At 60.3% G+C, this 24,556-nt stretch carries 18 protein-coding genes; 10 read left to right on the forward strand and 8 right to left on the reverse strand.

The features are described 5' to 3' along the window. The 3 genes from QD357_RS15670 to QD357_RS15680 form a co-directional block, all read left to right on the forward strand. On the forward strand, positions 1 to 642 hold a 642-nt coding region (locus tag QD357_RS15670), incomplete at its 5' end, for an endonuclease domain-containing protein (protein ID WP_414124596.1). A gap of 1 nt (position 643) precedes the next feature. After that, positions 644 to 2,758 (forward strand): glycine--tRNA ligase subunit beta, encoded by a 2,115-nt coding sequence (gene glyS / locus QD357_RS15675; protein WP_107107189.1) that lies wholly within the window; start codon positions 644 to 646, stop codon positions 2,756 to 2,758. Positions 2,759 to 2,770: 12 nt separating this feature from the next. Further along, positions 2,771 to 3,265 carry a DUF523 domain-containing protein gene (locus QD357_RS15680; RefSeq protein ID WP_107107190.1) on the forward strand — a complete coding sequence of 165 codons (495 nt, stop codon included), beginning with the start codon at positions 2,771 to 2,773 and terminating at the stop codon, positions 3,263 to 3,265. A 77-nt stretch (positions 3,266 to 3,342) separates the two neighbouring features. Here QD357_RS15680 and QD357_RS15685 read toward each other — a convergent pair whose 3' ends face one another. The 3 genes from QD357_RS15685 to purD all read right to left on the reverse strand — a co-directional run bounded on the left by QD357_RS15685 (position 3,343) and on the right by purD (position 7,367). Then, positions 3,343 to 5,157: a methyl-accepting chemotaxis protein gene (locus QD357_RS15685; protein WP_107107191.1), complete on the reverse strand. Its 1,815-nt coding sequence runs from the start codon at positions 5,155 to 5,157 to the stop codon at positions 3,343 to 3,345. A gap of 389 nt (positions 5,158 to 5,546) precedes the next feature. Beyond that, complete coding sequence (locus QD357_RS15690) at positions 5,547 to 5,975, reverse strand: plant virulence effector HPE1-like domain-containing protein (RefSeq protein WP_107107192.1); 429 nt, start codon at positions 5,973 to 5,975, stop codon at positions 5,547 to 5,549. A 120-nt stretch (positions 5,976 to 6,095) separates the two neighbouring features. After that, entirely contained in the window at positions 6,096 to 7,367 is a 1,272-nt protein-coding gene (gene purD / locus QD357_RS15695) for a phosphoribosylamine--glycine ligase (RefSeq protein WP_107107193.1), read from the reverse strand. A gap of 249 nt (positions 7,368 to 7,616) precedes the next feature. On the opposite strand from purD, the gene QD357_RS15700 reads away from it, so the two are divergent. Beyond that, positions 7,617 to 9,926 carry a Tex family protein gene (locus QD357_RS15700; RefSeq protein ID WP_107107194.1) on the forward strand — a complete coding sequence of 770 codons (2,310 nt, stop codon included), beginning with the start codon at positions 7,617 to 7,619 and terminating at the stop codon, positions 9,924 to 9,926. A gap of 145 nt (positions 9,927 to 10,071) precedes the next feature. Continuing rightward, entirely contained in the window at positions 10,072 to 11,331 is a 1,260-nt protein-coding gene (locus QD357_RS15705; protein WP_107107195.1) for an SAM-dependent methyltransferase, read from the forward strand. 82 nt (positions 11,332 to 11,413) lie between these two features. Here QD357_RS15705 and QD357_RS15710 read toward each other — a convergent pair whose 3' ends face one another. Continuing rightward, a complete protein-coding gene (locus QD357_RS15710) occupies positions 11,414 to 11,845 on the reverse strand; it encodes a hypothetical protein (protein ID WP_107107196.1) in 432 nt (143 codons plus the stop codon). A 276-nt stretch (positions 11,846 to 12,121) separates the two neighbouring features. On the opposite strand from QD357_RS15710, the gene QD357_RS15715 reads away from it, so the two are divergent. From QD357_RS15715 to QD357_RS15725, 3 genes are all read left to right on the forward strand, one after another. After that, positions 12,122 to 12,895 carry a MipA/OmpV family protein gene (locus QD357_RS15715; protein WP_246451057.1) on the forward strand — a complete coding sequence of 258 codons (774 nt, stop codon included), beginning with the start codon at positions 12,122 to 12,124 and terminating at the stop codon, positions 12,893 to 12,895. Positions 12,896 to 12,957: 62 nt separating this feature from the next. Beyond that, positions 12,958 to 13,920: a 4-hydroxybenzoate octaprenyltransferase gene (gene ubiA, locus QD357_RS15720; protein ID WP_107107198.1), complete on the forward strand. Its 963-nt coding sequence runs from the start codon at positions 12,958 to 12,960 to the stop codon at positions 13,918 to 13,920. A gap of 50 nt (positions 13,921 to 13,970) precedes the next feature. Continuing rightward, on the forward strand, positions 13,971 to 14,426 hold the full coding sequence (locus QD357_RS15725) for a GNAT family N-acetyltransferase (protein WP_107107252.1): 456 nt from the start codon (positions 13,971 to 13,973) through the stop codon (positions 14,424 to 14,426). Positions 14,427 to 14,498: 72 nt separating this feature from the next. On the opposite strand, the gene QD357_RS15730 is transcribed toward QD357_RS15725, so the two are convergent. Then, positions 14,499 to 15,065 (reverse strand): DUF6101 family protein, encoded by a 567-nt coding sequence (locus QD357_RS15730; RefSeq protein ID WP_107107199.1) that lies wholly within the window; start codon positions 15,063 to 15,065, stop codon positions 14,499 to 14,501. Positions 15,066 to 15,386: 321 nt separating this feature from the next. Between QD357_RS15730 and QD357_RS15735 the strand changes: the two genes are divergently transcribed. Continuing rightward, positions 15,387 to 17,891, forward strand: a complete 2,505-nt coding sequence (locus tag QD357_RS15735) for a DUF1217 domain-containing protein (RefSeq protein WP_107107253.1) — start codon at positions 15,387 to 15,389, stop codon at positions 17,889 to 17,891. Between the two features lie 221 nt (positions 17,892 to 18,112). Beyond that, entirely contained in the window at positions 18,113 to 21,082 is a 2,970-nt protein-coding gene (locus QD357_RS15740) for a DNA translocase FtsK (protein ID WP_414124597.1), read from the forward strand. A gap of 288 nt (positions 21,083 to 21,370) precedes the next feature. On the opposite strand, the gene QD357_RS15745 is transcribed toward QD357_RS15740, so the two are convergent. From QD357_RS15745 to QD357_RS15755, 3 genes are read right to left on the reverse strand one after another with little or no spacing between them, the layout of a single operon-like run. Then, positions 21,371 to 22,801: an FAD-binding oxidoreductase gene (locus QD357_RS15745; protein ID WP_107107201.1), complete on the reverse strand. Its 1,431-nt coding sequence runs from the start codon at positions 22,799 to 22,801 to the stop codon at positions 21,371 to 21,373. A 34-nt stretch (positions 22,802 to 22,835) separates the two neighbouring features. Further along, positions 22,836 to 23,810 carry an L-threonylcarbamoyladenylate synthase gene (locus QD357_RS15750; protein ID WP_107107202.1) on the reverse strand — a complete coding sequence of 325 codons (975 nt, stop codon included), beginning with the start codon at positions 23,808 to 23,810 and terminating at the stop codon, positions 22,836 to 22,838. A 58-nt stretch (positions 23,811 to 23,868) separates the two neighbouring features. Next, positions 23,869 to 24,480, reverse strand: coding sequence for a DUF6656 family protein (locus tag QD357_RS15755; protein ID WP_107107203.1), 612 nt, complete (start codon positions 24,478 to 24,480; stop codon positions 23,869 to 23,871). Positions 24,481 to 24,556 lie beyond the last annotated feature (76 nt).

The following is a 24,556-nucleotide window of genomic DNA, read 5'->3' on the forward strand; positions in this document are numbered from 1 at the left end:
GTGGTAGTTGATCACCTCCCCCTTGAGGGGGGAGGTCGCCGCGAAGCGGCGGGTGGGGGTGACAATTGCTTGGCTGCGGAGCTAGCCGCGATCACCCCACCCCGGCCTGCGGCCGACCCTCCCCCTCAAGGGGAGGGTGTCTGTCGCGATGTATTAGTTTCGGTATTTCAGCAGATCGGAGATCCCGTGCCCAAAAAGCCCTCCAAACTGGATCGCTTTAAAGTTGCCAATAGCCGGTGCTTGCGCGCAGGTTCGACTGATGCGGAAACCAAGCTCTGGAAGCATTTGTGGCGCATCCCCATTGAAGGCACGCATTTTCGGCGGCAGGTTCCAATTGGGCGTTATTTTGCTGATTTCGCCTGTCATCAGATAGGTTTGATTATCGAGCTTGACGGCAGCCAGCATGCAGAAGATGCGGCAAGACGTTATGATGCTCAGCGAACGGCATATCTTGAAAGCCAAGGCTATCATGTCATCCGATTCTGGAATGCTGAAGTCATGGATGAGATCGAGGCTGTTCTGGACACGATATTTGCCATTGTGCAGCAGCGACAAATTTTGCTAGCAGAGGCCGACCATTTTCACCCCACTCCGGCACGCCGTGCCGACCCTCTCTCTCAAGGGGAGGGTGAGGAACCTTGACATGCCCGATCTCCTTCTCGAACTCCGCTCCGAGGAAATTCCTGCCCGTATGCAGCGCAAGGCTGCCGGCGACCTGAAGAAGCTCGTCACCGACGCGCTGGTCGAAGCGGGTTTGTCCTATGAGGGTGCGCGCGAATATTGGACGCCGCGGCGGCTGACGCTTGACATTCGCGGCCTGACGGCGCGCTCGGCTGATGTGCGCGAGGAGCGCAAGGGACCGCGCACGGATGCCAATGAAAAGGCGATCGAGGGCTTTCTGCGCGGCGCCGGCCTGTCTTCCATTTCGGAAGCGCAGGTAAGTAGCGACCCGAAGAAGGGCGATTTCTACGTTGCGGTCATTTCCAAGCCCGGCCGCGCCGCCGAGGAGATCGTCGCCGACGTCATGCCCGGTATCATCCGCGATTTCCCCTGGCCGAAGTCGATGCGCTGGGGCAAGGCGTCGGCCAAGCCCGGCTCGCTGCGCTGGGTGCGCCCGCTGCAGTCGATCGTCTGTCTCTTCGGCACCGAGCATGAAGAAACCGCAGTCATCCCCTTCGAGATCGACGGTATCATCGCTTCGAATGTGACCTACGGCCACCGTTTCCATGCGCCGCAGGCGATCACCGTCAAGCGTTTCGATGACTACGTCTCCAGCCTGGAGAAGGCGAAGGTCATTCTCGATGCCGAGCGCCGCAAGGACATCATTCTGCACGATGCCCGTGATGTCGCCTTTGCCAATGGCCTGGAGCTTGTCGAGGACGAGGGCCTGCTGGAAGAGGTTTCCGGCCTCGTGGAATGGCCGCAGGTGCTGATGGGCTCCTTCGAGGAGGATTACCTGTCGATCCCCTCAGAAATCATCCGTCTCACGATCAAGACCAACCAGAAGTGCTTCGTCACCCGACCGCAGGTCGGCGAGACGCTGTCCAACCGTTTCATCCTCGTCTCCAATATCCAGGCGACGGATGGCGGCAAGGAGATCATCCACGGCAATGGCAAGGTCGTGCGCGCCCGCCTTTCCGACGCACTGCATTTCTGGAAGCGCGACCAGGGTGACCTGCCGGATCTCGAAACGCTGGAAGCCTCCGCGGTCAAATTCGGCCTCGATCTGAAAAAGCCGCTCGACCAGCGCATGGCGAAGCTCGACGCGCTGAACGTCACCTTCCATGCCAAACTCGGCAGCCAGGGCGAACGTGTTGCCCGCATTCGTGCGTTGGCATCCGAGCTTGCGAAAATTACCGGCGCCGATCCGGCCAAGGTCGATCGCGCCGCGATCCTCGCCAAGGCCGATCTGCGCACCGAAGCCGTTGGCGAATTCCCCGAGCTTCAGGGCCTCATGGGCCGCAAATATGCAGCGCTGCAGGGCGAAGACGCGTCCGTCGCTGCTGCGATCGAAGACCACTACAAGCCGCAGGGCCCATCCGATCGCGTGCCGGAGGATAAGGTGGCGATCACGGTCGCTCTCGCCGACAAGCTGGACACGCTAATCGGCTTCTGGGCGATCGATGAAAAGCCGACGGGTTCGAAGGACCCGTTTGCGCTGCGCCGCGCGGCTTTGGGCGTGGTGAGGATTTTGCTGGAACGCAAGGTACGCCTACCGCTTCTGGCGACGACAAAGGACGTCGATCTCCTCGCCTTCTTCCACGATCGCCTCAAGGTCTATCTCCGCGATCAGGGCGCTCGTTACGACCTCATTGACTCCGTGCTGACGCCGGAAGCCGACGACCTCCTGATGGTCGCTCGCCGTGTCGAAGCGCTCACCGCTTTTATCACCTCGGAAGACGGCAAGAACCTGCTTGCAGGCACCAAGCGCGCCACGCAGCTTCTCGCTGCCGAGGAGAAGAAGGGCACCGTCGTTGCCGATGGCGTCTCCGAAAACCTCTTGAAGCTCGATGCGGAAAAGGACCTCTTTGCCGCCATCACCAAAGCCTCCGCCGAGGCTTCCGATGCGATCGCCAAGGAAGATTTCCGCTCGGCCATGGCAGCACTTTCCAAGCTGCGCGCGCCTGTTGACCGCTTCTTCGAAGACGTGCTCGTCAACGATGAAGACGCCGCCATCCGCGCCAATCGTCTGGCGCTGTTGCGGCTGATCCGCGAGGCGACGGGAACGGTCGCGGACTTCTCGAAGATCGCGGGGTAAGGCGAGGGCGCGATGACTGGAAAAATTCTCGTCAGCGCCTGTCTCATGGGCCATGCCGTCCGCTATGACGGCCGTTCCAAGCCGCTTCTCCATCCGGCCATCGATCGCTGGCGCGAGGAGGGCAGGCTGGTGACGATCTGTCCGGAAATGTCCGCTGGCATGGTGGTACCGCGACCGCCGGCCGAAATTGCCGATGGCGCCACCGGCGAGGACGTGCTTGCCGGCCGCGCAAGCGTGATGGAGATCACCGGCGGCGATGTCACGCAGGGATTTCTCCAGGCCGCCGAAAATGCACTGGCGCTCGCGCGGGAAACCGGCTGTCGCTACGCTTTACTGATCGACGGAAGCCCATCCTGCGGTTCGGGCTTCATCTATGATGGCGCATTCTCCGGCGACCGGCATGCGGGTCATGGCGTCACGGCGGCTCTGCTGAAGCAGGCGGGCATCGAAGTCTATTCTGACAGCGAGATCGACAGGCTGGTCGAGCGGCTGGCGACGGCCGACTGAGGCAACCATTCATAGCCAACAAAGAAAAACCGCCGGGTTTGCGCCCGGCGGTTTGAGATAACCGTTGTCTTGCCGCCTTAAGCGGCGCGGCGGTTCTGTGTGGCCGGACGGCCGTCATTGACGCGGAAGCCGCGGATGAGCCCGAGCAGATCTTCGGTGTCGGCAGCGAGCGTTTCGGCCGATGCCGTCGTCTCTTCGGCCATGGCGGCATTCTGCTGCGTGGCGGCGTCGAGCTGGTTCATCGAAGACGAGATCGAGCGCAGCGTCGTATCCTGTTCGGAGGCGCTGTGGGCGATCTTCGAGACGATCTCGTTGGCCGCCTTGATCTGGTCGGAGATGCGCTTCAGCGCTTCGCCGGCCTCGCCGACAAGGCGGACACCCTGGTCGACCTGGCCGGAGGAGCGGGCGATCTGGTCCTTGATCTCCTTGGCGGCGGCGGCAGAACGCTGCGCCAGTTCGCGCACTTCCTGGGCAACGACGGCAAAACCCTTGCCGGATTCGCCGGCACGCGCGGCCTCGACGCCGGCATTCAGCGCCAGAAGGTTGGTCTGGAAGGCGATCTCGTCGATGACGCCGATGATCTTGCTGATCTCTTCCGATGACTTTTCGATGCCGCTCATCGCATCGATCGCCTGGGCGACGACGGCGTCGCTGCGCGAGGCTTCGGTCGAGACGGCATGCACGCGCTTGCTGGCCTCATGGGCGCCTTCGGCGGTCTGGCGCACGGCGACGGTCAATTCGTCCAGCGCCGCCGAGGTTTCCTCGAGGCTGGCGGCCTGGCGTTCGGTGCGCTGCGACAGCTCGTTGGAGGCGCGGCGGATCTCTTCCTTGGAAACGCCGATGTCATTGCCCTTGGCATTGACCCGGCCCATGGCGGCTTCCAGATGCGACAGCGCCTCGTTGAAGTTGTTGCGCAGGCCGGCATAGCCGATGCCGATATCGCCGCAGCGTACGGTCAGATCGCCCGCGGCCAGCGCTTCGAGCGCCCGGCCGATGGTGGAAACGACACGCGCCTGCTCATGCGCTTCGTCTTGCTGCTGGCGAAGGTTCTGTTCGCGCTCATTGCTGATTTCCAGCTCTTGTGCGGCCTGACGATCCGCCAGCGCATGGCGTTCGCGGACCTTCTCCTGCAGCGCCAGGGTGGCCTTGGCCATCAGGCCGATTTCGTTACGCATATCGGCATGCGGAATGACGATCTTCACGTCATCATCGGCCACCGCCTTGAGGGCGGTATGGACGTCGGCGAGCGGCTTGGTGATGCCACGGATGAAATAGAGGGCAGAACCGATGCCGACCAGGAAGACGATGCCGCAGATCAGCAGCGCATTCCACATGGTTGCGCGAATCTGGACCTCGAGGTCGTCCAGGTAGACGCCGCAGCCGAGAACGATCTGCCAGGGTTCAAAGGCTAGTGAATAGCTGCCCTTCAGGAAAAGCTCGCCGTCGGGATGGCCGGGCTTGCCCCAGTAGTAGACTGTACGGCCGCCGCCCTTGATGCCCTTTTCGACCATTTCCTTGCTGAAATGTGTGCCGTTCTTGTCGACCTGGCCGGACATGTCCTTGCCGACATTGGCCGGGTTCGGATGAATGCGCATAATGGCGCTGTAGTCAAAGCCGAAGAGATAGCCCGACGGCTGGAAGCTGACATGCGAGAGGATCTTGAAGGCCTCGGCCTGGGCGGCCTCATGCGTCATCTCACCGGATTTTTCGCGCTGATAATATTGATTCAGCACCGAAATACCGGACTCGACCTGCGTGCGGAGCATGTCGAAACGGTCGTCATAGATGGAGTCTGCCTGCGACCGGATCTGGAAATAGGTCGCCACGGCAAAAGCGGCCATAAGCACGCCCAGAAGCGCGAAGAGTTGATGGGCGATCTTGAGATTCTTCATAATGCCTCGCAACAGGGTACGGTGAATACCGGCGCGGTATTCTACCGCCTGTGCGATCGCCTGGGAGACCCCCAATACGCTTGCCGCTGCTCGAAATGACATGCTGCTGTCCGGTGCAAGCAAAGTCGCGCTTTATGTCTAAGAAAGTTTTAATCAAACCGCGCGATCAGAATTTAAGCGGATTTAATCAAGCGCTTAGTTGCATCGCAATAAATAATACTAACTGGCTTTCAAGTTTATCCAGAATTGGCGGCAAAGTTTTATGCTTTGCTATACAAAACGAATGCGCCCCTGCTTCTCTTCAGGGGCGCATTGGTCCGCCTCGCGGCAGACCCCGTCGACCGAAACTTTGGCCGGGCGGGGCAGGGAACAGGGTCGAACGGCTATTGTTACTGGCGAAGTTCAAAGCCGGAGACATCGAGCGGCACGGGTGCCTTCGTCTTGGCGGATTCGGGCAGGGCAGCCGTTTTTGCTGTGAGGTCGATGCCGTCGTTCGAAATGCCGGCAGCTTGGAGAGCCTCGGGCGTCGGCTTGGAGATGAAGACGACCGGCGAGCCGCCCATCCAGGCTTCGGTGCGCACCACCTTCTTCTGGCCATCGATATCGCGCACGACGATGGACTGTGTGCCCGGCGTCAGGTCCGGCACCACATAATCCTTTTTGACCGTTTGCGGCTTAAGCGCCGGGCAATCCGTGCAAACCTGCTGGATGATGCTGTCGCCGTCAGTTTCCGTCTTGCTGTCGATGGGCTGGATCGACGACGCCATGGCCGAGCCGGCGGCCAGCACAGATGCCAAAGTCAGGAACAAGAGACGCATAAAAAACCACTCCGTCTTACATGATGGAGAGATTAGTGTTCCTTTGTTTCCATCCCGTCAGAAGATTTGCTAAAAGTTTAGCGGAACCGCAGAAATCGGGACAGACGAGCGGTTTTTACTTCAAATCTTTTCGCGTCCGATTGCGCGCCAGCCGATATCGGTGCGGTTAAAGCCATTCGGCCATTGCACCTCGGCAGCAAGGGCATAGGCACGCTTTTGCGCCTCGCCGACGGTCTTGCCGGTCGCGGTGACATTCAGCACCCGCCCGCCGGTCGCGACCAGCGCGCCATCCTGCAGCGCTGTGCCGGCATGAAACACCTTGGCGCCGTCGCTGTCGGCGGGCAGGGCTGATATCGGCGTATTCTTTGCATAGGAGCCGGGATAGCCTTTCGAGGCCATGACCACAGTCAGCGCCACGTCGTCGCTCCACTCGGCACTGACCTGATCCAGCGTGCCGTTGGTGCAGGCAAGAAGCAGCGGCAGCAGGTCGCTCTTCAGCCGCATCATCAGCACCTGGCATTCCGGATCACCGAAGCGGACATTGTATTCGATCAATTCCGGTCCCTTGGCGGTGATCATCAGCCCGGCGAAGAAGACGCCCGAGAAGGGATGGCCGCTTTCCGCCATGCCGCGGATTGTTGGCTCGATGATTTCCTTCATCGTGCGCTCGACCATCTCTGTGGTCATGACCGGAGCTGGGGAATAAGCGCCCATGCCGCCGGTGTTCGGGCCGGTATCGCCGTCGCCGACGCGCTTGTGGTCCTGGGCGGTGGCGAGAGGCAGCGCATGCTTGCCGTCGCAAAGGCAGAAGAAGCTCGCCTCTTCGCCATCGAGATAGGCTTCGATCACGACTTCGGCGCCGGCCGCGCCAAATGCACCTTCGAAGCAATCATCGACAGCGGCGAGTGCCTCCTCGACCGTCATGGCGACGGTAACACCCTTACCGGCGGCAAGCCCATCGGCCTTGACGACGATCGGGGCGCCCTGCGCGCGAATATAGGCTTTCGCTTTCGGCGCATTGTTGAAACGCTGATAGGCGCCGGTCGGGATATCGTAGCGAGCGCAGATATCCTTGGTGAACCCTTTGGAGCCTTCCAACTGCGCGGCTGCAGCCGATGGCCCGAACACGGCGATGCCCTCGGCGCGCAAGCGATCGGCGAGCCCGGCGACCAGCGGCGCTTCCGGGCCGACGACGACGAAGTCGATGGCCTTTTCTTTGCAGAAGACAACGATCGCGCCGTGGTCTTCGATATCGATGGCGGCAAGCGTCGCATGTTCGGCAATGCCGGGATTGCCGGGCGCGGCGTAGAATTCCGTCATCAGCGGCGATTGCGCCAGCTTCCAGGCCAGCGCATGCTCGCGTCCGCCCGATCCGATCAACAGAACTTTCATGGCTTGCCCTTCTGTAGAGTGGTCAGCGTTTCACGGAATCGCTTTCCCGCTCTATCCATTTGTTTTCCGCATTCCGGACGAAAAACCGCTTCACACTTTTCCTGGAACTGCTCTTAGGTCCACTTGCGCGGTTAAGGGCCGTTGGACCAAAGGTCAAGCGGCAAATCCTGTGGAGGCCCAGGCTACAACATTGCCACGCCTTTTTGTGGCACTATGGTCCCCGCACTTCTATCAAGTTCAGAGAATCATATGGCCGCCGATATTCGCTCCCTTGCCGCAACCATCGCCACTGAGATCAATTCGCGTGCGGATCAGGCCAAGGCCGCGATCGAGCTTCTCGACGAAGGCGCGACGGTGCCATTCATCGCCCGCTACCGCAAGGAAGTGACCGGCGGTCTCGACGACGGTCAGTTGCGCACGCTGGCGGAGCGCCTCGTCTATCTGCGCGAGCTGGAGGCCCGCCGTGCGGCGATCGTCGAGTCGATTACCGGCCAGGGCAAGATGACCGACGAGCTGATGCGCAAGATCGCCGTGGTCGCCACCAAGGCAGAGCTGGAAGATCTTTATCTGCCCTACAAGCCGAAGCGTCGCACCCGCGCCGAAATCGCCAGGGAGCGCGGCCTCGGCCCGCTTGCCGATACCATCCTTGCCGATCGCTCCAAGGAGCCGGCCGTCCTTGCCGAGGGTTTCATCACCGCCGACGTGCCCGATGTGAAGACGGCGCTCGAAGGCGCGCGCGATATCATCGCCGAAGGCATTGCCGAAAATGCCGATCTGCTCGGCAAGCTGCGCACCTATATGAAAACGAATGCGGTGCTGAAGGCCAGGGTCGTCGACGGCAAGCAGGAGGCGGGCGCGAAATTCGCCGACTATTTCGAACATCAGGAGCGCTGGGCAACCGCTCCCGGCCATCGCGCGCTTGCCATGCTGCGCGGCTGGAATGAGGAAGTGCTGACCCTGACCATCGAGGTCGACGTCGATGCCGTCTCGCCGAACAAGCCGGTCGAGCGGATGATTGTGTCGGCTTACGAGATCGGCACGAGCAAACCCGGTGACCGCTGGTTGATGGATGTCGCGAGTTGGACCTGGCGGGTCAAGCTTTCCATGTCGCTGTCGCTCGACCTGATGCGAGAGCTGCGCGAACGCGCCGAAGAGGAGGCCATCCACGTCTTCGCCCGCAATCTGAAGGATCTTTTGCTCGCGGCACCGGCGGGATCGCGCGCGACCATGGGTCTCGATCCGGGCATCCGCACCGGCGTCAAGGTTGCCGTAGTCGACGGCACGGGCAAGTTGCTGGAGACGACGACGGTCTATCCCTTCCCGCCGAAAAACGACGTGCGCGGCACGCAGGCGACGTTGGCTGCACTCGTACGCAAGCACAAGGTCGAGCTGATTTCCATCGGCAACGGCACGGGCAGCCGCGAGACGGAGAAACTGGTGGCCGATATGCTCGCCGACCTGCCGGCACCGAAACCGACTAAGGTGATTGTTTCGGAGGCAGGCGCATCCGTCTATTCCGCCTCGGAAACGGCCGCGCTGGAATTCCCTGGTCTCGACGTGTCGCTGCGCGGCGCCGTCTCCATTGCCCGTCGCCTGCAGGATCCGCTGGCGGAACTCGTGAAGATCGAGCCGAAGTCGATCGGCGTCGGCCAGTATCAGCACGATGTCGATCAGCAGAAGCTGTCACGCTCGCTCGATGCGGTCGTGGAAGATGCGGTGAACGCGGTCGGTGTCGATCTCAACACGGCATCGGCGCCGCTGCTTGCGCGCGTCTCCGGTCTCGGCCCGTCGATTGCCGACGCGATCGTTAAGCATCGCGACGGGGAGGGACGCTTCGAGACCCGCCGCGACCTCCTGAAGGTCGCGCGCCTCGGCCAGCGCACCTTCGAACAATGTGCCGGCTTCCTGCGCATTCCCGATGGCAAGGAGCCGCTCGACGCCTCATCGGTGCATCCGGAAGCCTATGGCGTGGCCAAGCGGATCGTGGCCGCCTGCGGCCGTGATCTGCGCAGCCTGATGGGTGATGCCGCCGTGCTGAAGGCGGTCGATCCGCGCCAGTTCATCGACGAAAAATTCGGCCTGCCGACAGTGCGCGACATCCTTGCCGAACTCGAAAAACCCGGCCGCGATCCGCGCCCGAGCTTCAAGACCGCGACCTTTGCCGAAGGGGTTAACGAGATCGGCGATCTCAAGCCCGGCATGCTGCTGGAGGGCACGGTGACCAACGTCGCTGCCTTCGGCGCCTTCGTCGATATCGGCGTCCACCAAGACGGCCTTGTCCACGTCTCGCAGCTCGCCGACCGCTTCGTGAAGGACCCGCATGAAGTGGTCAAGGCCGGCGACGTCGTGAAAGTGAAAGTTGTGGAGGTAGACGTCAAACGCAAACGAATCGGCCTCTCCATGCGCAAGGATGTCAGCGCCGTGGCAGCAACGCCTGGGCAGCAGTCACGCGAAAAAAATAGCGGGCACAACGCAGGCGGTAGGCGTGACAGTGGTCCGAAACCGGAGCAGCAGGGCAGCTTCGGCGCCGCTCTGGCGGACGCGCTCAAACGAAAATAAGGACTTAGCGAGACTCAGTGCAAGAATGTCACACTCTGGCAGAGTTGTTGCCGGAGCGCTAACGAGTGCGAAAAGGTGCGCTTGCCACATTGATGTGACGCGTTAAAGTCAGCGCTAATGTCATGTCATCATAGGCGAGGCGTCCATGGCGTCGGCACTCTTCTCGATTGTCAAAAAAATCGTCCGTAAAGGCTCTCTGAAACTTACACTCGCGTCCGGCGAGACGCATATGATCGGCGATGGGTCCGGCGAAATGGTTGCCGTCCGCGTCGCCGACCAACAGGCGGAGGACGCGGTTGCGCGCGATCCGACCCTGAAGCTCGGTGAAATGTACATGGAGGGGCGCTTCATTCTGGAGCACGGGGATATCTATGAATTCCTCTCGCTCGTGAAGCAGAATACCACCAACGAGATTTTTGACCTGCGCATGGCGGCGCTCCTGATCGGCCGCATTGCCTGGCAGCAGATCAAGAGCCGCTCGCCGATCAACCGCAACAGATACAATGTTGCGCATCACTATGACCTGTCGGCCAAGCTGTTCGATCTCTTCCTTGATGATGACTGGCAGTATTCCTGCGCCTATTTCGTGCCGCCTGGCATCAGTCTGGACGAAGCGCAACTGGCCAAGAAGCGCCATATCGCCGCCAAGCTGCTGGTCGAGCCAGGTCAGCGCGTTCTTGAGATCGGCTCCGGTTGGGGCGGCATGGGCATGTATCTTGCCGAAGCCAATCCCGGCCTCGATTTCACCGGCATCACGCTCAGCGAAGAGCAGCTCAAAGTTTCGCGCGGCCGCGCCGCCAAGCGTGGGCTGTCCGACCGCATGCGCTTCGAGCTTCAGGACTACCGCTATCTGACAGGCAGGAAGTTCGACCGCATCGTCTCGGTCGGCATGTTCGAGCATGTCGGCATCGGCGACTATGGCAAGTTCTTCCGCAAGGTCCACGAATTGCTCGACGACAACGGCGTCATGGTGCTGCACTCCATCGCCCGTCCGAAGCCGAGCTTCGCCACGAACGCCTTCATCGAGAAGTACATTTTCCCTGGCGGCTACATTCCCTCTGTTGGAGAGGCAACGGCGCCGCTGGAAAAGGCCGGGCTTATGGTCAAGGATGTCGAAGTCCTGCCGATGCATTATGCCCATACGCTGCGGCACTGGCGCAATCGTTTCGTGGCGCGCAAGGCGGAGGCTGTCGCGCTCTACGACGAGAAGTTCTTCCGCATGTGGGAATTCTATCTGGCCGGCTCGGAAATGGGCTTCCGCTGGGATGAACTCTTCATCATGCAGCTCCAGATTACCAAGAACCAGTTCGCTGTTCCCGACAACCGCAATTACATCGCCGAGCGGGAAGCGAAACTCAGACTATTCGAGGCGACCAGAGCGCCGCTGGAAAAGGTGACGTTCTAAAGCGACCGCTGCTGTTTGAGATTGCGCCGAGCCATGAGTTTCCGTAACCCGGCGCATTCATTTCGGCCCTGCCGGGCATGTATTACTTGACCACTTGAACGGTCAGATTCTCGTCATTGACTTTATTGGCATACAACACGGTCATGCGCAGGCCGAATTGATCCGTGCCGGTGAAGCCGGGATCGGACGTGTAATAGACCGTCGTTCCCTCAACCGGTTTGCCGCTGCAGATATAAGCATCGCTGTCCTTGTCGTATTTCACGCGAACCGGGCCATGTTCGAAAGTGACCTTGCCGTGGCTGGGTTGCTTAATGATCCCCGTATAGGGATAGGAGTTGAACGTGCAGTCTCGCTTCACGGAAGCGGCCATGCCAAGAGCGGTCTTTTTGCCGGAGATCACTCTGTGGGAGTATTGGTTTTGTTTGGCGCCATCAAGCGGCGTGCCAACGCAGCCTGAAAGCGTCATGCCGATACCGATAAATGCGCTGAGAGAAATCAAAGAGATAGTATTCATTCCGGTCTATTCCTGAATAATGCCTTAGGTAATACCCATGATTGAGTATCCTATGCCGGAATTAAATCACCGCGACACATCGGCGCAGGCTAGAATCCGAAGAAATCGCCCTTAAAGTTTCGCCGTTATTCCCCGAATTCAGGCGCGTTTGGTTAAGAGAGCGGTAACGTGATCGGGATAATTTGCGGCCACTCTGAGGGTGTGTATGGCCTTTTGTATTGCGTATTATGGAGTTGCGTTGTGTTTGCGAAATCGCGTCTATTTTTCACCCTCGGCCTGTTTTCCGCCTCGGCGGGCGCCGCTTTCGCCGGAGACGGCCAGCATTTCTGGTCGGGTGATTGGTATCTAAGCGTCGGTGCAGCCGGTTTCACGGCGCCGAAATTCGAAGGTAGCAAACACAACAAGCTGCAATGGTCGCCGTTGATCTCGGTTGGCAAACAGGGCCCAGGCCCGCGTTTTTCCTCCCGCAACGACAATCCCTCTTTTGCGTTCATCGACAATGACGGTATCCGGGCCGGTATCGTCGGCAAATTTGTGCCGAGCCGAGATTCCAGCGATGGTCACGAACTGAAGGGCCTGAAGAAGGTCAAGTGGGGCGCGGAAGCCGGCGGTTTCGTCGAAGCCTATCCGACCGATTGGCTGCGTGCCCGCGTCGAAGTCCGCCAGGGTATTCGCGCCCATAGCGGCGTTGTCGCCGATGCCGCTGTCGACGCCTTCACCGATATCACGCCGGAACTGCGCCTTTCCGGCGGCCCGCGCATGACGCTCGCTTCCCCCGATTATTTCGACACCTATTACGGCGTTAACGCCAAGGAGTCGGCGGCATCCGGCCTCAGCCGCTACAATCCGGGCGGCGGTATAAAGTCCGTCGGCGCTGGCGGCGCGCTGACCTGGAAGGCGACGCAGAACTGGACCACGAGCGCCTTTGTCGAATACAGCCGCCTGACCGGCCCGGCAGCCGACAGCAGCCTCGTGCGCGAGCGCGGCGACCGCAACCAGTTGCTGGTGGGCGTTTCCGCCAGCTACAAGTTCAACTTCACGATGAACTGAAAAGAGCGGGGCTTCAGCCCCGCCGCTTGACCGCAGGCGCTGGATATCACTACTAGTCGTCTATGCAAAAGACAGGCGACATCAATGGGCGCGTCGCAGACGCGTCCTCCGGCAACTGGGTTTACCGCGTCCTGCCCCCGGCGCTTTGGCCTTACGCGCAGCTCGCGCGCTGGGATCGGCCGATCGGCTGGGAGCTTTTGATGTGGCCGTGCTTCTGGTCGGCCACGTTGGCGGCCAATGCCGCCCTGGCGGCGGGCAAGGCCTCGCCCGGCTTTTTGCTGATCTACCACCTCTTTCTCTATTTCGTCGGCGCCGTTGCCATGCGCGGCGCCGGCTGCGCCTATAATGATCTGGTCGATCATGAGATCGACATGGAAGTGGCCCGCACGCGCTCACGCCCGCTGCCCTCCGGCCGCGTCACGCGCTGGCAGGCGAAGGTTTTCATAGCGCTGCAGGCGCTGGTCGGCCTTTTGGTCCTGCTGCAGTTCAATTGGTTCAGCGTCGTTCTCGGCGTGTTGTCGCTCGCCATCGTCGCGCTCTATCCCTTTGCCAAGCGCTTTACCGATTGGCCGCAGTTTTTCCTGGGGCTGGCTTTCTCCTGGGGTGCGCTGATGGGATGGGCCGGACTGTTCGGCAGCCTGTCGCTCGCCCCCATCGTACTTTATGCCGCCGCCATCCTGTGGACGATCGGTTATGACACGATCTATGCCCATCAGGACAAGGAGGATGACGAGCTGATCGGCGTGCGCTCCACCGCCCGGCTCTTCGGCGACAAGACGCGCCTCTGGCTGGTTGGCCTCTACGGTACGGCGCTGCTGCTGCTGCTGTTGTCCTTTGCACTGGCGGGAGCAGGGTGGCTCTCCTATATCGGCCTTCTCGTCGCCGGCGGCATGTTCGCCTATCAGATTGCCGTGCTCGACATCAACGATGGGCAACAATGCCTGATCCTGTTCAGATCCAACGGCAAGGTCGGCCTCATCATCTTCGCCGGCCTCTTCCTGTCGTTTCTATTTCTCGTTCCGTGATGTGAAAGACGGCCGCGTTACGGTTTTGCTATAAGCGGTGGGTGCTCAGCATGGGATATAGCATCCGATTGGCTCAGGAAGCGGATGTGGAGGCCATCAGCGCAGTGGTCTTGTCCGCTCTTCGCGAAACCAATGCGAAGGATTATTCGCAGGACATAATCTCCCGCGTCGCACAGAATTTCACTCCCGCCGCGGTGCGAAAGCTCTTGGCAAGCCGGATTGTTTGCGTGGCGACGAACGGCGAAAATGTCGTAGGCACTGCCAGTCTCGACGGCGCGGTAATCCGCACCGTGTTCGTATCCCCATCGATGCAGGGACAGGGAGTGGGAACCCAACTGATGGCCGAAATAGAGTTGATAGCGCGTGGTAAGGGTATCACGACCCTTGCCGTGCCGTCGTCCGTCACGGCGCAGGCTTTCTATGCGAAGTTGGGCTATCAGGCCGTGAGGGATAACTTCCACGGGGATGAACGGACGATCATTATGGAGCGTTCGCTGGAGCAATAGCCATATCGGCCGCATGGCTGAATGCCTGCGGCCGATCATGGGCAATATGCTGCGATTTTGATCTCGGGTATTTTAACTCCGCGCGATGATCTCGCGGCCTTCGATCTTCATCTTAACGCCGAGCTTGCCGGTCGTGCGGCGCACGAGGAAGCGCGGGCGGCGATTGGCGAAATAGGCGTGACGGCGACGGGGCTGGAGGTCACGGGTGGCGACGCCGCCCAGATGCTCTTCCAGCGGACGGGCAACGCCATCGGCTTCGATCATCATCATCGGAATGCGGAAGGCTTCCGACCATGAGCGCCAGTCGGCGGCGATATCGCTCAAATCATGGGCGACGAGGAGGGGGATGCAGAGATCCGGGTCCTCATGATGCAATTCCAGTGTCACAGTGACTTCGCCGTCGCCATGGTCGATGGCACGGGCGGCGACGCCCTTGAAGGCACGCTTTGGTAATGCGACCGACAGCGGCAGACCGCTGGACGGCAATATCTTGCGCAGCACTGCGCCACGCTCGTCGATCGTGATGGTGACATCACCCGCGGTACCGCGCATGGCATAGCTGACCTGTTGCGGAAAGCGCGTCGGATCAAGCCGCAGTGTGGTTCCAGCCCAGTCGGGCTTCAGGACGGTATTAGTCATCTAAATCTCTACCCTTGCTTTACCTGAGAGCCGGTTTTCCGGTCTTCTTACGGAGAACCTCATGTCCTCTCGTTGGGTGCAGATTAGGCGGCCCCCCTTCCAGACAGCTTAAAAATCGCGGTTAAGAAAACTTTGCGTCCTCAAATGGTTAGCAAAATCGAATGTGGCAGGGTTTCTATTAGATGAATGCTTGGCTGGCCGTCCGTGTCCCGATCTGACGCAGGCGGTAGAGGAAGTATTGTAAGTCTCAGGTAAGGTTTACCTGCGATATTGCCGATAGATTCGCCTGCATATATTAGAGACTTATTGGGGTTCACGCTGATGATATCCACCTATCTTGGCTATTCGATCGCGACCCGGAGCATGGCGACGACGCTCAAACAGGTGGCAACGCAGCCTGAGAACAAGCGCGAGATCGATTATTACAACGCCAATATTGGCAAGGTCACCAGCGTCGACGACTTCATGAACGACTATCAGCTCTATAGCTACGCTATGGAAGCCTACGGTCTTTCGGACATGACCTATGCCAAGGCCTTTATGAAACAGGTGCTGACCAGCGACCTCAGCGACTCCAGCAGTTTCGCAAACAAGCTGACGGATTCGCGCTACAAGGAATTCGCAGCGGCGTTCAATTTCGGCACGAGCAGCTCCTCTTCGGCGCAATCCAGTGAACAGGAAGACGATCTGGTCGGCCTTTACAAGCAGTCGTTTACGACTGAGGAGACCAACGCCGAGACTGAAACAAGTTATTACAGCCAGCATATCAGCGACGTTAAGACCGTGGATGATCTCCTGGGTAACACGCGCTTGAGAAACTATGTGCTGCAGGCCTATGGCATCGATCCGACGAATGTGTCGAACACATTCCTGAAGCAGATGCTGACGAGCGACCTCAGCGATTCCAGCAGCTTCGTAAATCAGAACGGCAGCGCCGCCGACAAGGCGATCGTCGCCGAGTTCAATTTCAATGCCGATGGAAGCGTGAAGACGACGACCGCGGACGCCGACACGACCTACTATCAGAGCCAGATCAGCTCGATCACCTCCGTCGATGAGCTTACCTCTAATCCCAAGCTGTTCGACTATGTCAAAACGGCCTTCGATATCCCGTCCTACATCACCGCAGCCCAATTCAATGCCTCGGCCGAGGATGCGAGCGTTGCAAAGTCCAACGGGCTGACCAGTGTGCTGGCGCAGTTCAATTTCCAGTCCGACGGCACGGTCGCTAGCGGCGAGCAGGCGCAGACCGCCACCCAGCTCAGCACGACGACGTCAGCCTATGCGACGAATTATCCGGGCGGCCCGCAGACACTCGGTCAGACGGCCGACGTCATGAGCGCTTACAATTCCACCGTTCCCTCATTCACGACCGATGTCGGCGCCACGGATAACGATCTTTATTATAAGGACCACATCGGCTCCATCACCTCGATCGACGAACTGACATCGGACACCCGGCTCTTCGATTACGTCAAGACGGCCTATGGGATCGATGCGAGCACCCCCGCCGTCGTATTCAAAAACGCGTTCTCGGACTCCACCACCGCCTCCATTTTCGGCCTGAGTAATGTTGTTGCGGCGTTCAACTTTCAGTCGGATGGCACACTGGCGTCAGGCGACGTGGCGCAGTCACAGGCGGAGATCACCGCCGCATCGACCGCCTATATGAAAAATTACGCGACGTCGCAGTCGTCACTGACCACCGATGCGGTCAGCAACTACAAGACCCGCATCGCCAGTGTGAAGACGATCGACGACTTCTTCAAAACCAACGCCACCGCCGACAGCAACACGTCCAATGACGATCTTCCCGAGATCTACCAAATGGCGCTGCGCGCCTACGGTATCAGCTCGGACGAGATGTCGAAGACGCAGATGAAGAAGATTCTCGAAAGCGATCCCTACGATTCGAAAAGCTATGTCAGCTCGCTCAAGGACACGCGTTTCACCAATCTCGCCAAAGCCTTCAATTTCGATAGTAAAGGCAAGTTGAAGCCGCCCGTTCAGTCTTTGTCCCAGACACAGATCAATAGCTACATCTCCAAATATTCCAGCAGCGTGACTGCAGGGCTGACGGGTGCTCAGGAGACAAAGGCCGCAAGCGATGCAAAGGATGCCGCCACCTATTTTGCGACCAATATCGTCAAGGTCACCAGCGTCACCGATCTTCTGGCCGACAGCAAGCTCACCAATTTCATCCTGACTGCCAATGGCATCGACCCGAAGAGCGTCACCACCGCGACGCTGAAGAAGGCTTTCGCTTCCGATCCGAGCAACTCCAAGAGTTTCATCAACACGGATGATGGCTCTCAGTTCAAGAGCATCGTCGAAGCGTTCAACTTCGATACAGCCGGAAACCTGACTGACTCGAAACTGGGCACTACGCAAAACCAGGGCGCGATCGACCAGACGAACGACCTCTTCCTGCATCAAACCCTCGAGGATCAGCAGGGAGAGAGCAACCCCGGCGTACGCTTGGCTCTCTATTTCCAGCGCAAGGCGCCGGACATTAATTCCATCTACGATATCATGGGCGACACCGCGCTCTATCAGGTCGTCACGACGACCTTCAGCCTGCCGAGTTCGATCTCGTCGATGGATGTCGATCAGCAGGCCAAGGTGTTGGGCAAAGTTATCGATGTCAGCGATCTGAAGGACCCGGACAAGGTCACCAAGCTTCTGCAGCGGTTCTCCGCCATGTACGACATGCAGAACAATACGACCTCGTCGACATCGCCCGCACTGTCGATCTTAACGGGTTCCTCGACCGTCGGCATCAGCGCCGATACGCTGCTGTCGATCGCCCAGCTTTCCAATAAATAGCGAACCGTTTCGAAAAAAATGATGGTTGGTTCGCGCCGCTTCAATGTGCGGCGCGAAGCCGTCGATGCGCCTGTTGCAGTCGTGCCAGCATGAGGCGCCTACAGGCTCCGGAGACGTGGAATAAGCGCATTCGACATCAATCGGAAGGAACTTATTAACCGTCTTTGCCCTATTCGATTTGAGAAGCCAACGGCAATATCAATGACTGGGTTGCAGGTCTCATGCGTCTTTCTCGAACGAACATTTCGAATGCGGCAACGGGCTTCCTGCAGGAGGGAGAGCTCGACCCGGAGCAGGTCGCGGAAGAAGCCCGCCGGGCCGAGCAGATCGCCGCTCGCCGCGCTTTCCTGGAAGAAAAGATCCGCAATGCCCGCGAGGCAAAGCAGCGCGCTGAAGAACAGCGCCGCAAGGAAGAATTGCGGCTCGCCGAAGAGGCACGCCTGCGGATCGCCGCGGCGCCAAAGCCTGTCGTCGAAGCCTTGCAAGCCAGCACGGCGGCAGGCGGCCCCATCATGCCCGTTACGCCGCATGGGATTTCGGCCGAGGAGCTTGCCTCACCCGGCTGGCAAAACGCCTTCCTGATGGGACCGAACGTCCGTTTCACCCGCACGCGCGAAACCGAGATCATCAGCCGGCGCCCGCCTGCGGAACCTGCGCCCGTCCTGGCGCCTGCGGCGGTGAACCACGCCGCCATGCGCGTCGTTGAGCCGCCGGTCATCATCGAATCACATGTCTCGATCGATAATTCACAGACGGAGCAGGCGGCCGATTTCCAACTGCCGCCATGGGAGGACATGCCGTTCGCGGCTGAAACCTACAAGCCTACCGTAATTCAGAAATCTCCGGCGATGGAGCCGGACGCATTGGAGATGACCGTCATCGCTACCGCATTTCATAAAGCTCCAGCGATCGCGCTGGATGCCTCGCCGTCATTGCCGAAAACTGCAGAATCCGTTGCCGCGCCTGTGGTCGAGTCGCGGCTCGTCAATCTCTCCGATTTCGCCTTCTGGGATGCCATGCCCTTCGAAAGCGAATTTCTTGCCGCCGTCAGAGGCAAGCCGGTCCAGCCGGCAGTCGTTCCGGAGATCCAGTCCCGGGTCGAATCGATCATCGCAAAATTCCGCGTCGTCGAATGCCGCCGCCCATCGCCTGCCGTGGCCTCATCACCGGAAACCGGGGTTTCGCCTGCTATAGCGGCCGCTGCCTCCGCCGAGCCTGCTCCGGCTGTCGAGCCTGCCCCTGCCGGCACATTCGTGATGGACGAGCTTGCCGCGCTGGAAGCCTTGGCATTGGCGCCCTTCGCGCCGGCTCCGGTCGAAGCTGCCGCGCCGGCCGTCGTGGAATCAAAGCCGACTGAACCCGCTGCGTTCATCCCGCCCGCATTCGTCACCGCAGTATTCGCCATCGCACCCGAGGCTGTCGCCGAAGCCAAACCGGCCCCGGTCATGGTCGTCGCGCCGATGCCGGTTCGGACATCGGCACCGGCTGCCGCCGCTCCTGTCGTCGAAGCGAAGCCGGTTATTCCCGCTGTCGAAGCCGCCAAGCAGCGCCTGATCGATCCGCCGCCGTCGCAGATTACACCGCGCAGGGCTAACGCCCTGGCTCTTCCGGAGTGGCGGCCGATCGCCCCCAGCGGTGAGGGTGAATATGAACCGCCGCCTCGCGAACTGCTGCAGGAGCCGGTCGCCCGGACCGGCGTGATCATGACGCAGGAAACGCTGGAGCAGAATGCCGGTCTTCTCGAAAGCGTGCTCGAGGACTTCGGCGTCAAGGGCGAGATCATCCATGTTCGTCCCGGCCCGGTCGTGACGCTCTACGAATTCGAGCCGGCTCCTGGCGTTAAATCCTCGCGCGTCATCAATCTCGCCGACGATATCGCCCGTTCCATGTCGGCTCTATCAGCCCGCGTCGCCGTCGTTCCCGGCCGCAACGTCATCGGTATCGAACTGCCGAATGTCACCCGCGAGACCGTCTATTTCCGCGAAATGATCGAATCCGCGGATTTCGAGAAGAGCGGCTATAAGCTGGCGCTCGGCCTCGGCAAGACGATCGGCGGCGAGCCCGTCATCGCCGAACTCGCCAAGATGCCGCATCTGCTCGTTGCCGGCACCACCGGTTCGGGTAAATCGGTCGCTATCAACACCATGATCCTGTCGCTGCTCTATCGCATGACACCAGAGCAGTGCCGCCTGATCATGGTCGATCCGAAGATGCTGGAACTCTCCGTCTATGACGGCATCCCGCATCTGCTCACCCCGGTCGTGACCGATCCCAAGAAGGCCGTCATGGCGCTGAAATGGGCGGTGCGCGAGATGGAGGATCGCTACAAGAAGATGTCGCGCCTCGGCGTCCGCAACATCGACGGCTATAACAGCCGTGTCGCTTTGGCCCGCGAAAAGGGCGAGACGATCCACCTCATGGTTCAGACCGGCTTCGACAAGGGCACCGGTGCCCCGATCGAAGAACAGCAGGAAATGGACCTGACGCCGATGCCCTACATCGTCGTCATCGTCGACGAAATGGCCGACCTGATGATGGTCGCCGGCAAGGAAATCGAAGGGGCGATCCAGCGTCTGGCGCAGATGGCGCGTGCCGCCGGCATCCACCTGATCATGGCGACCCAGCGTCCGTCCGTCGATGTCATCACCGGCACGATCAAGGCGAACTTCCCGACCCGCATCTCCTTCCAGGTGACGTCGAAGATCGACAGCCGTACCATTCTGGGTGAGCAGGGCGCCGAACAGCTCCTCGGCCAGGGTGACATGCTCCATATGGCGGGCGGCGGGCGCATCTCCCGCGTTCACGGTCCCTTCGTCTCCGACGAGGAAGTCGAGAAGGTCGTCGCACATCTGAAGCTGCAGGGCCGTCCGGAATATCTCGATACGGTCACCGCCGACGAGGATGAAGAAGACGAGGAAGAAGATACGGCTGTCTTCGACAAGGGCGCCATCGCTTCGGAAGACGGCGACGATCTCTACGAACAGGCGATCAAGGTCGTCATGCGCGACAAGAAGTGCTCGACCTCCTACATCCAGCGCCGCCTCGGTATCGGCTATAATAGGGCTGCATCCCTGGTGGAACGCATGGAAAAGGACGGCCTGGTCGGCCCGGCGAACCATGTAGGCAAGCGTGAGATCATCTCGGGCAACCGCAATGGTGGCGGCAATGCGAGCCAGGAAGACTTTGATTGATCCAGTGGGGGGTGGACGCGGGGTTTCGAATATGCCGTGCCTCCGCCACCCCCCTCTGTCACTGTCGTGACATCTCCCCCACAAGTGGGGAGATCGTTGGGAGTGCGCTGACCGCTTTACCATGCCATCATGCTTTGGTCTCCGCGGATGCGATGTTTGTCTGAGGCAAATATATGCCGCGAGTTGCCAATCTCCCCCTTGGGGGAGATGTCACGAAAGTGACAGAGGGGGGTATCAGAGGCTCGGCATACACAGAGCTTTCTGATCTTCAGACGGAAGCCCCTCTTTCTAAACCCGCAAAACCTTCCCCGGATTCATAACCCCCGCCGGATCAAACGCCATCTTGATCCGACGCATCAGGTCCATCTCGATTTCTGGGCGGATCGAGGCCAGTTCGTCGCGCTTCAATTGGCCAATGCCATGTTCAGCGGAGATCGAGCCGCCATGTTGCAGCACCAGCCCGTGCACGATCTCGTTCATCTCGTGCCAACGGCCAATGAACTCCGCTTTGTCCGCTCCGACAGGCTGCGAGATGTTGTAGTGAATATTGCCGTCGCCCATATGGCCAAAGGCGCAGATGCGGGCGCCGGGTATGGCCGCCATCACAGCCGTCTCCGCCTCGTGCATGAATTTCGGGATCTGCGCGACCGGGACGGACACATCGTGCTTGATCGAGCCGCCCTCCGGCTTCTGCGCGTCCGACATGCTCTCGCGCATGTGCCACAGCGCCTTCTGCTGCGCCTCGGAGCTGGCGATGGTCGCGCCCTGAACCAAGCCGGCCTCGTACCCCTGTTCCAGCAGCGTCGTCATCATCCGCTCGGCGGTTTCAGCCGAATCCGATGTGGAAATATCGATCAGCAGATACCAGGGATGCACTGTTTCCAGCGGATCGCGCACGCCGGGAATATTGCGGACGGTGAACTCGACGCCGATGCGCGGCATCAGCTCGAAACCGGTCAGCGCCGGTCCGCAGAGACTGGAAGCATTCTTGAACAACGTCAGCGCGTCCTCGAGGGACTGAATGCCGGCAAAGGCCACCTGATGACCGAGTGGTTGCGGGAAGAGCTTCAGCACCGCGCCGGTGATGACGCCGAGGGTTCCCTCGGCGCCGATGAAGAGGTCGCGCAGATCGTAGCCGGTATTATCCTTCTTCAGCCGCCGGAGGCCGTTCCAGATCTCGCCGGTCGGCAGCACCACTTCGAGGCCGAGGCAGAGCTGGCGCATATTGCCATAGGCGAGGACGGCCGTGCCGCCGGCATTGGTAGAGAGATTGCCAGCGATGCGGCAGGAGCCCTCGGAGCCGAGCGACAGCGGAAACAGGCGGCCATGCTCTTCCGCCGCCTTCTGCACGTCGGCCAGAATGCAGCCGCCATCGACGATCATGGTATTGCCGACCGGATCAATGTCGCGGATGCGGTTCATGCGCTCCAGCGAGAGGATAATGTCGGAGCCGCCTTCGCGCGGCGTCTGGCCACCGACAAGGCCGGTATTGCCGGTCTGCGGCACGATCGCTGTGCCGGTCTCGCTGGCAAGCTTCAGGATGGCCGAAACCTCTTCCACCGAGCCGGGCTTCACGAGCAGCGGCGATGCGCCATGATAGAGCCCGCGATTTTCGATGAGGTGCGGCGCGATGTCAGCCTCCTCCCGCAACGCATGCTTTTCGCCGACGATCGCGGTAAAGCGATCCAGAAGGGCGGGGGAGGGGGCGGAGCTGCTCATAGCGTGTCCTTTGCCGATTTGTCTTTGACCGGATTTACTCTCTGGGCGCGGCTGCGCGGCGCAGCCGGTCGTTGATGGCCTCGCCGAGGCCTTCGTCGGGAATGCTGGAAAAGGCGATCGTTGCCGCGCCGCTGCCATCGGCGCGTTTCATGAAGTCGAACAGATTGGCGGCGGCTTCCGAGAGATCGCCGGACGGGCTGAGATCAAGCACCATGGCCGCGTTCTCCACCCCGGCAATGTCCGGCCGGCCGAAACGGATCAGCGCCTCGCCCGGCAAAATAGTCGTCGCATCCAGCCGCACAGCGGCGCCCGGCGCATAATGAGAGGCAAGCATACCCGGGGCCTCAATGGCAGGCGAAGCGCCGTTCTTTCGCCGGAGCGGCTGACCCGCGACTCGCTCGATCTCTTCCGCCGCCAGGCCGCCGGGTCTCAGTAGGCGCATCTCTCCGTCCTCGACCTTGACGATGGTCGATTCGACGCCGACGATCGAAGCGCCGGCATCGAGGATCAGGGAAATCCGCTCGCCGAGATCGTCGTGAACATGATCGGCGCTGGTGGCGCTGATCTTGCCGGACGTATTGGCGCTGGGAGCGGCAAGCGGCCGGCCGAAGGCGCGGATCAGATCGCCAGCAAAACCCTGCGGCACGCGGATGCCGATGGTATCGAGCCCCGCCGTTGCCAGCGGATGGATATCGCTTTCCGGCCGCAGCGGCAACACCAGGGTCAGTGGACCGGGCCAGAAGGCCTCCGCAAGCTTCCGCGAGATCGGGTCGAAGATCGCATATCGTTCCGCCATGGCGAGATCGCTCATGTGGCAGATCAGCGGATTGAAGCGCGGCCGCCCCTTCGTCTCGTAGATGCGAGTGATGGCGGCGGGATTGGTGGCATCGGCGGCAAGCCCATAGACCGTCTCGGTCGGCAACCCGATCGGCAGCCCCTCGGCGAGCGTTGCCGACGCCACCGCTATTGCTGTTTCAGGGTGTTGGAGAATGTCTATGTGTCGCGCCATGGCCTGACCGGTTGCAATTCAGGCCGTTCTTATGCTTTTCAAGTTTGGGGATCAATGATCAAAGCTGGCGAATGATGTCGCGGAGCTGTTCGTTTCGCGCGCCAAGCAGCAGTACATTGCGAACGGCGATCTGCGGATCATGCGTGTGGAAGAGTACGCCGTTGCCTCGGATCTCGCGATTGATCGTCAGTTTCTTTTCCGGCGATTCCTGATCCGGGTGGACGGCGACGGCAAAATACATCCGTGAATATTTCAGGCTGATATTCTCGAAGAAATTGTCGTTTTGGCCGATGCGGGCAAAGAAGTTGGCGATGTAGAAGGCCCAGCTCACCTCTTCATACTGCGCGAATTGGGTTCGCGCCGCGGTGACATGGCAATAGCCGAGATGCGGCGTGTCCTTCAGTGTGTGATGGAAGATGAGCTTCGGAAAACGAATCGATTGGTGAAAGCTGTTCAGCCGGTCATGGGTCTTTTCGCCGGCATTCCGCAGCTTATTCGCCGTGCGCTCGGCCACTTCCTCATAACTGAGATAGCGCCGTTCTTCGGCCAGCCAATGCGCCCTGTCGCGGGTGATGCGGCCGGTGCGCAGGAATTCGCTATGCGCGGCTGCCGGCAATTCCGGTTCCGGCTCTGCGGGCTTCTTGGCGTCGAAATATCTGAGCTTGGCCATGCGGCACTCACGTCTGGGTATGGATACAAGTTGATAGATCGCCTAGCTTGAGCCGGGCTTAAGCGCGCCCAGCGCT

The sequence above is a fragment of the Rhizobium sp. BR 317 genome, assembly GCF_047445835.1.
GTDB classification, from domain to species: Bacteria; Pseudomonadota; Alphaproteobacteria; order Rhizobiales; family Rhizobiaceae; genus Rhizobium; species Rhizobium paranaense.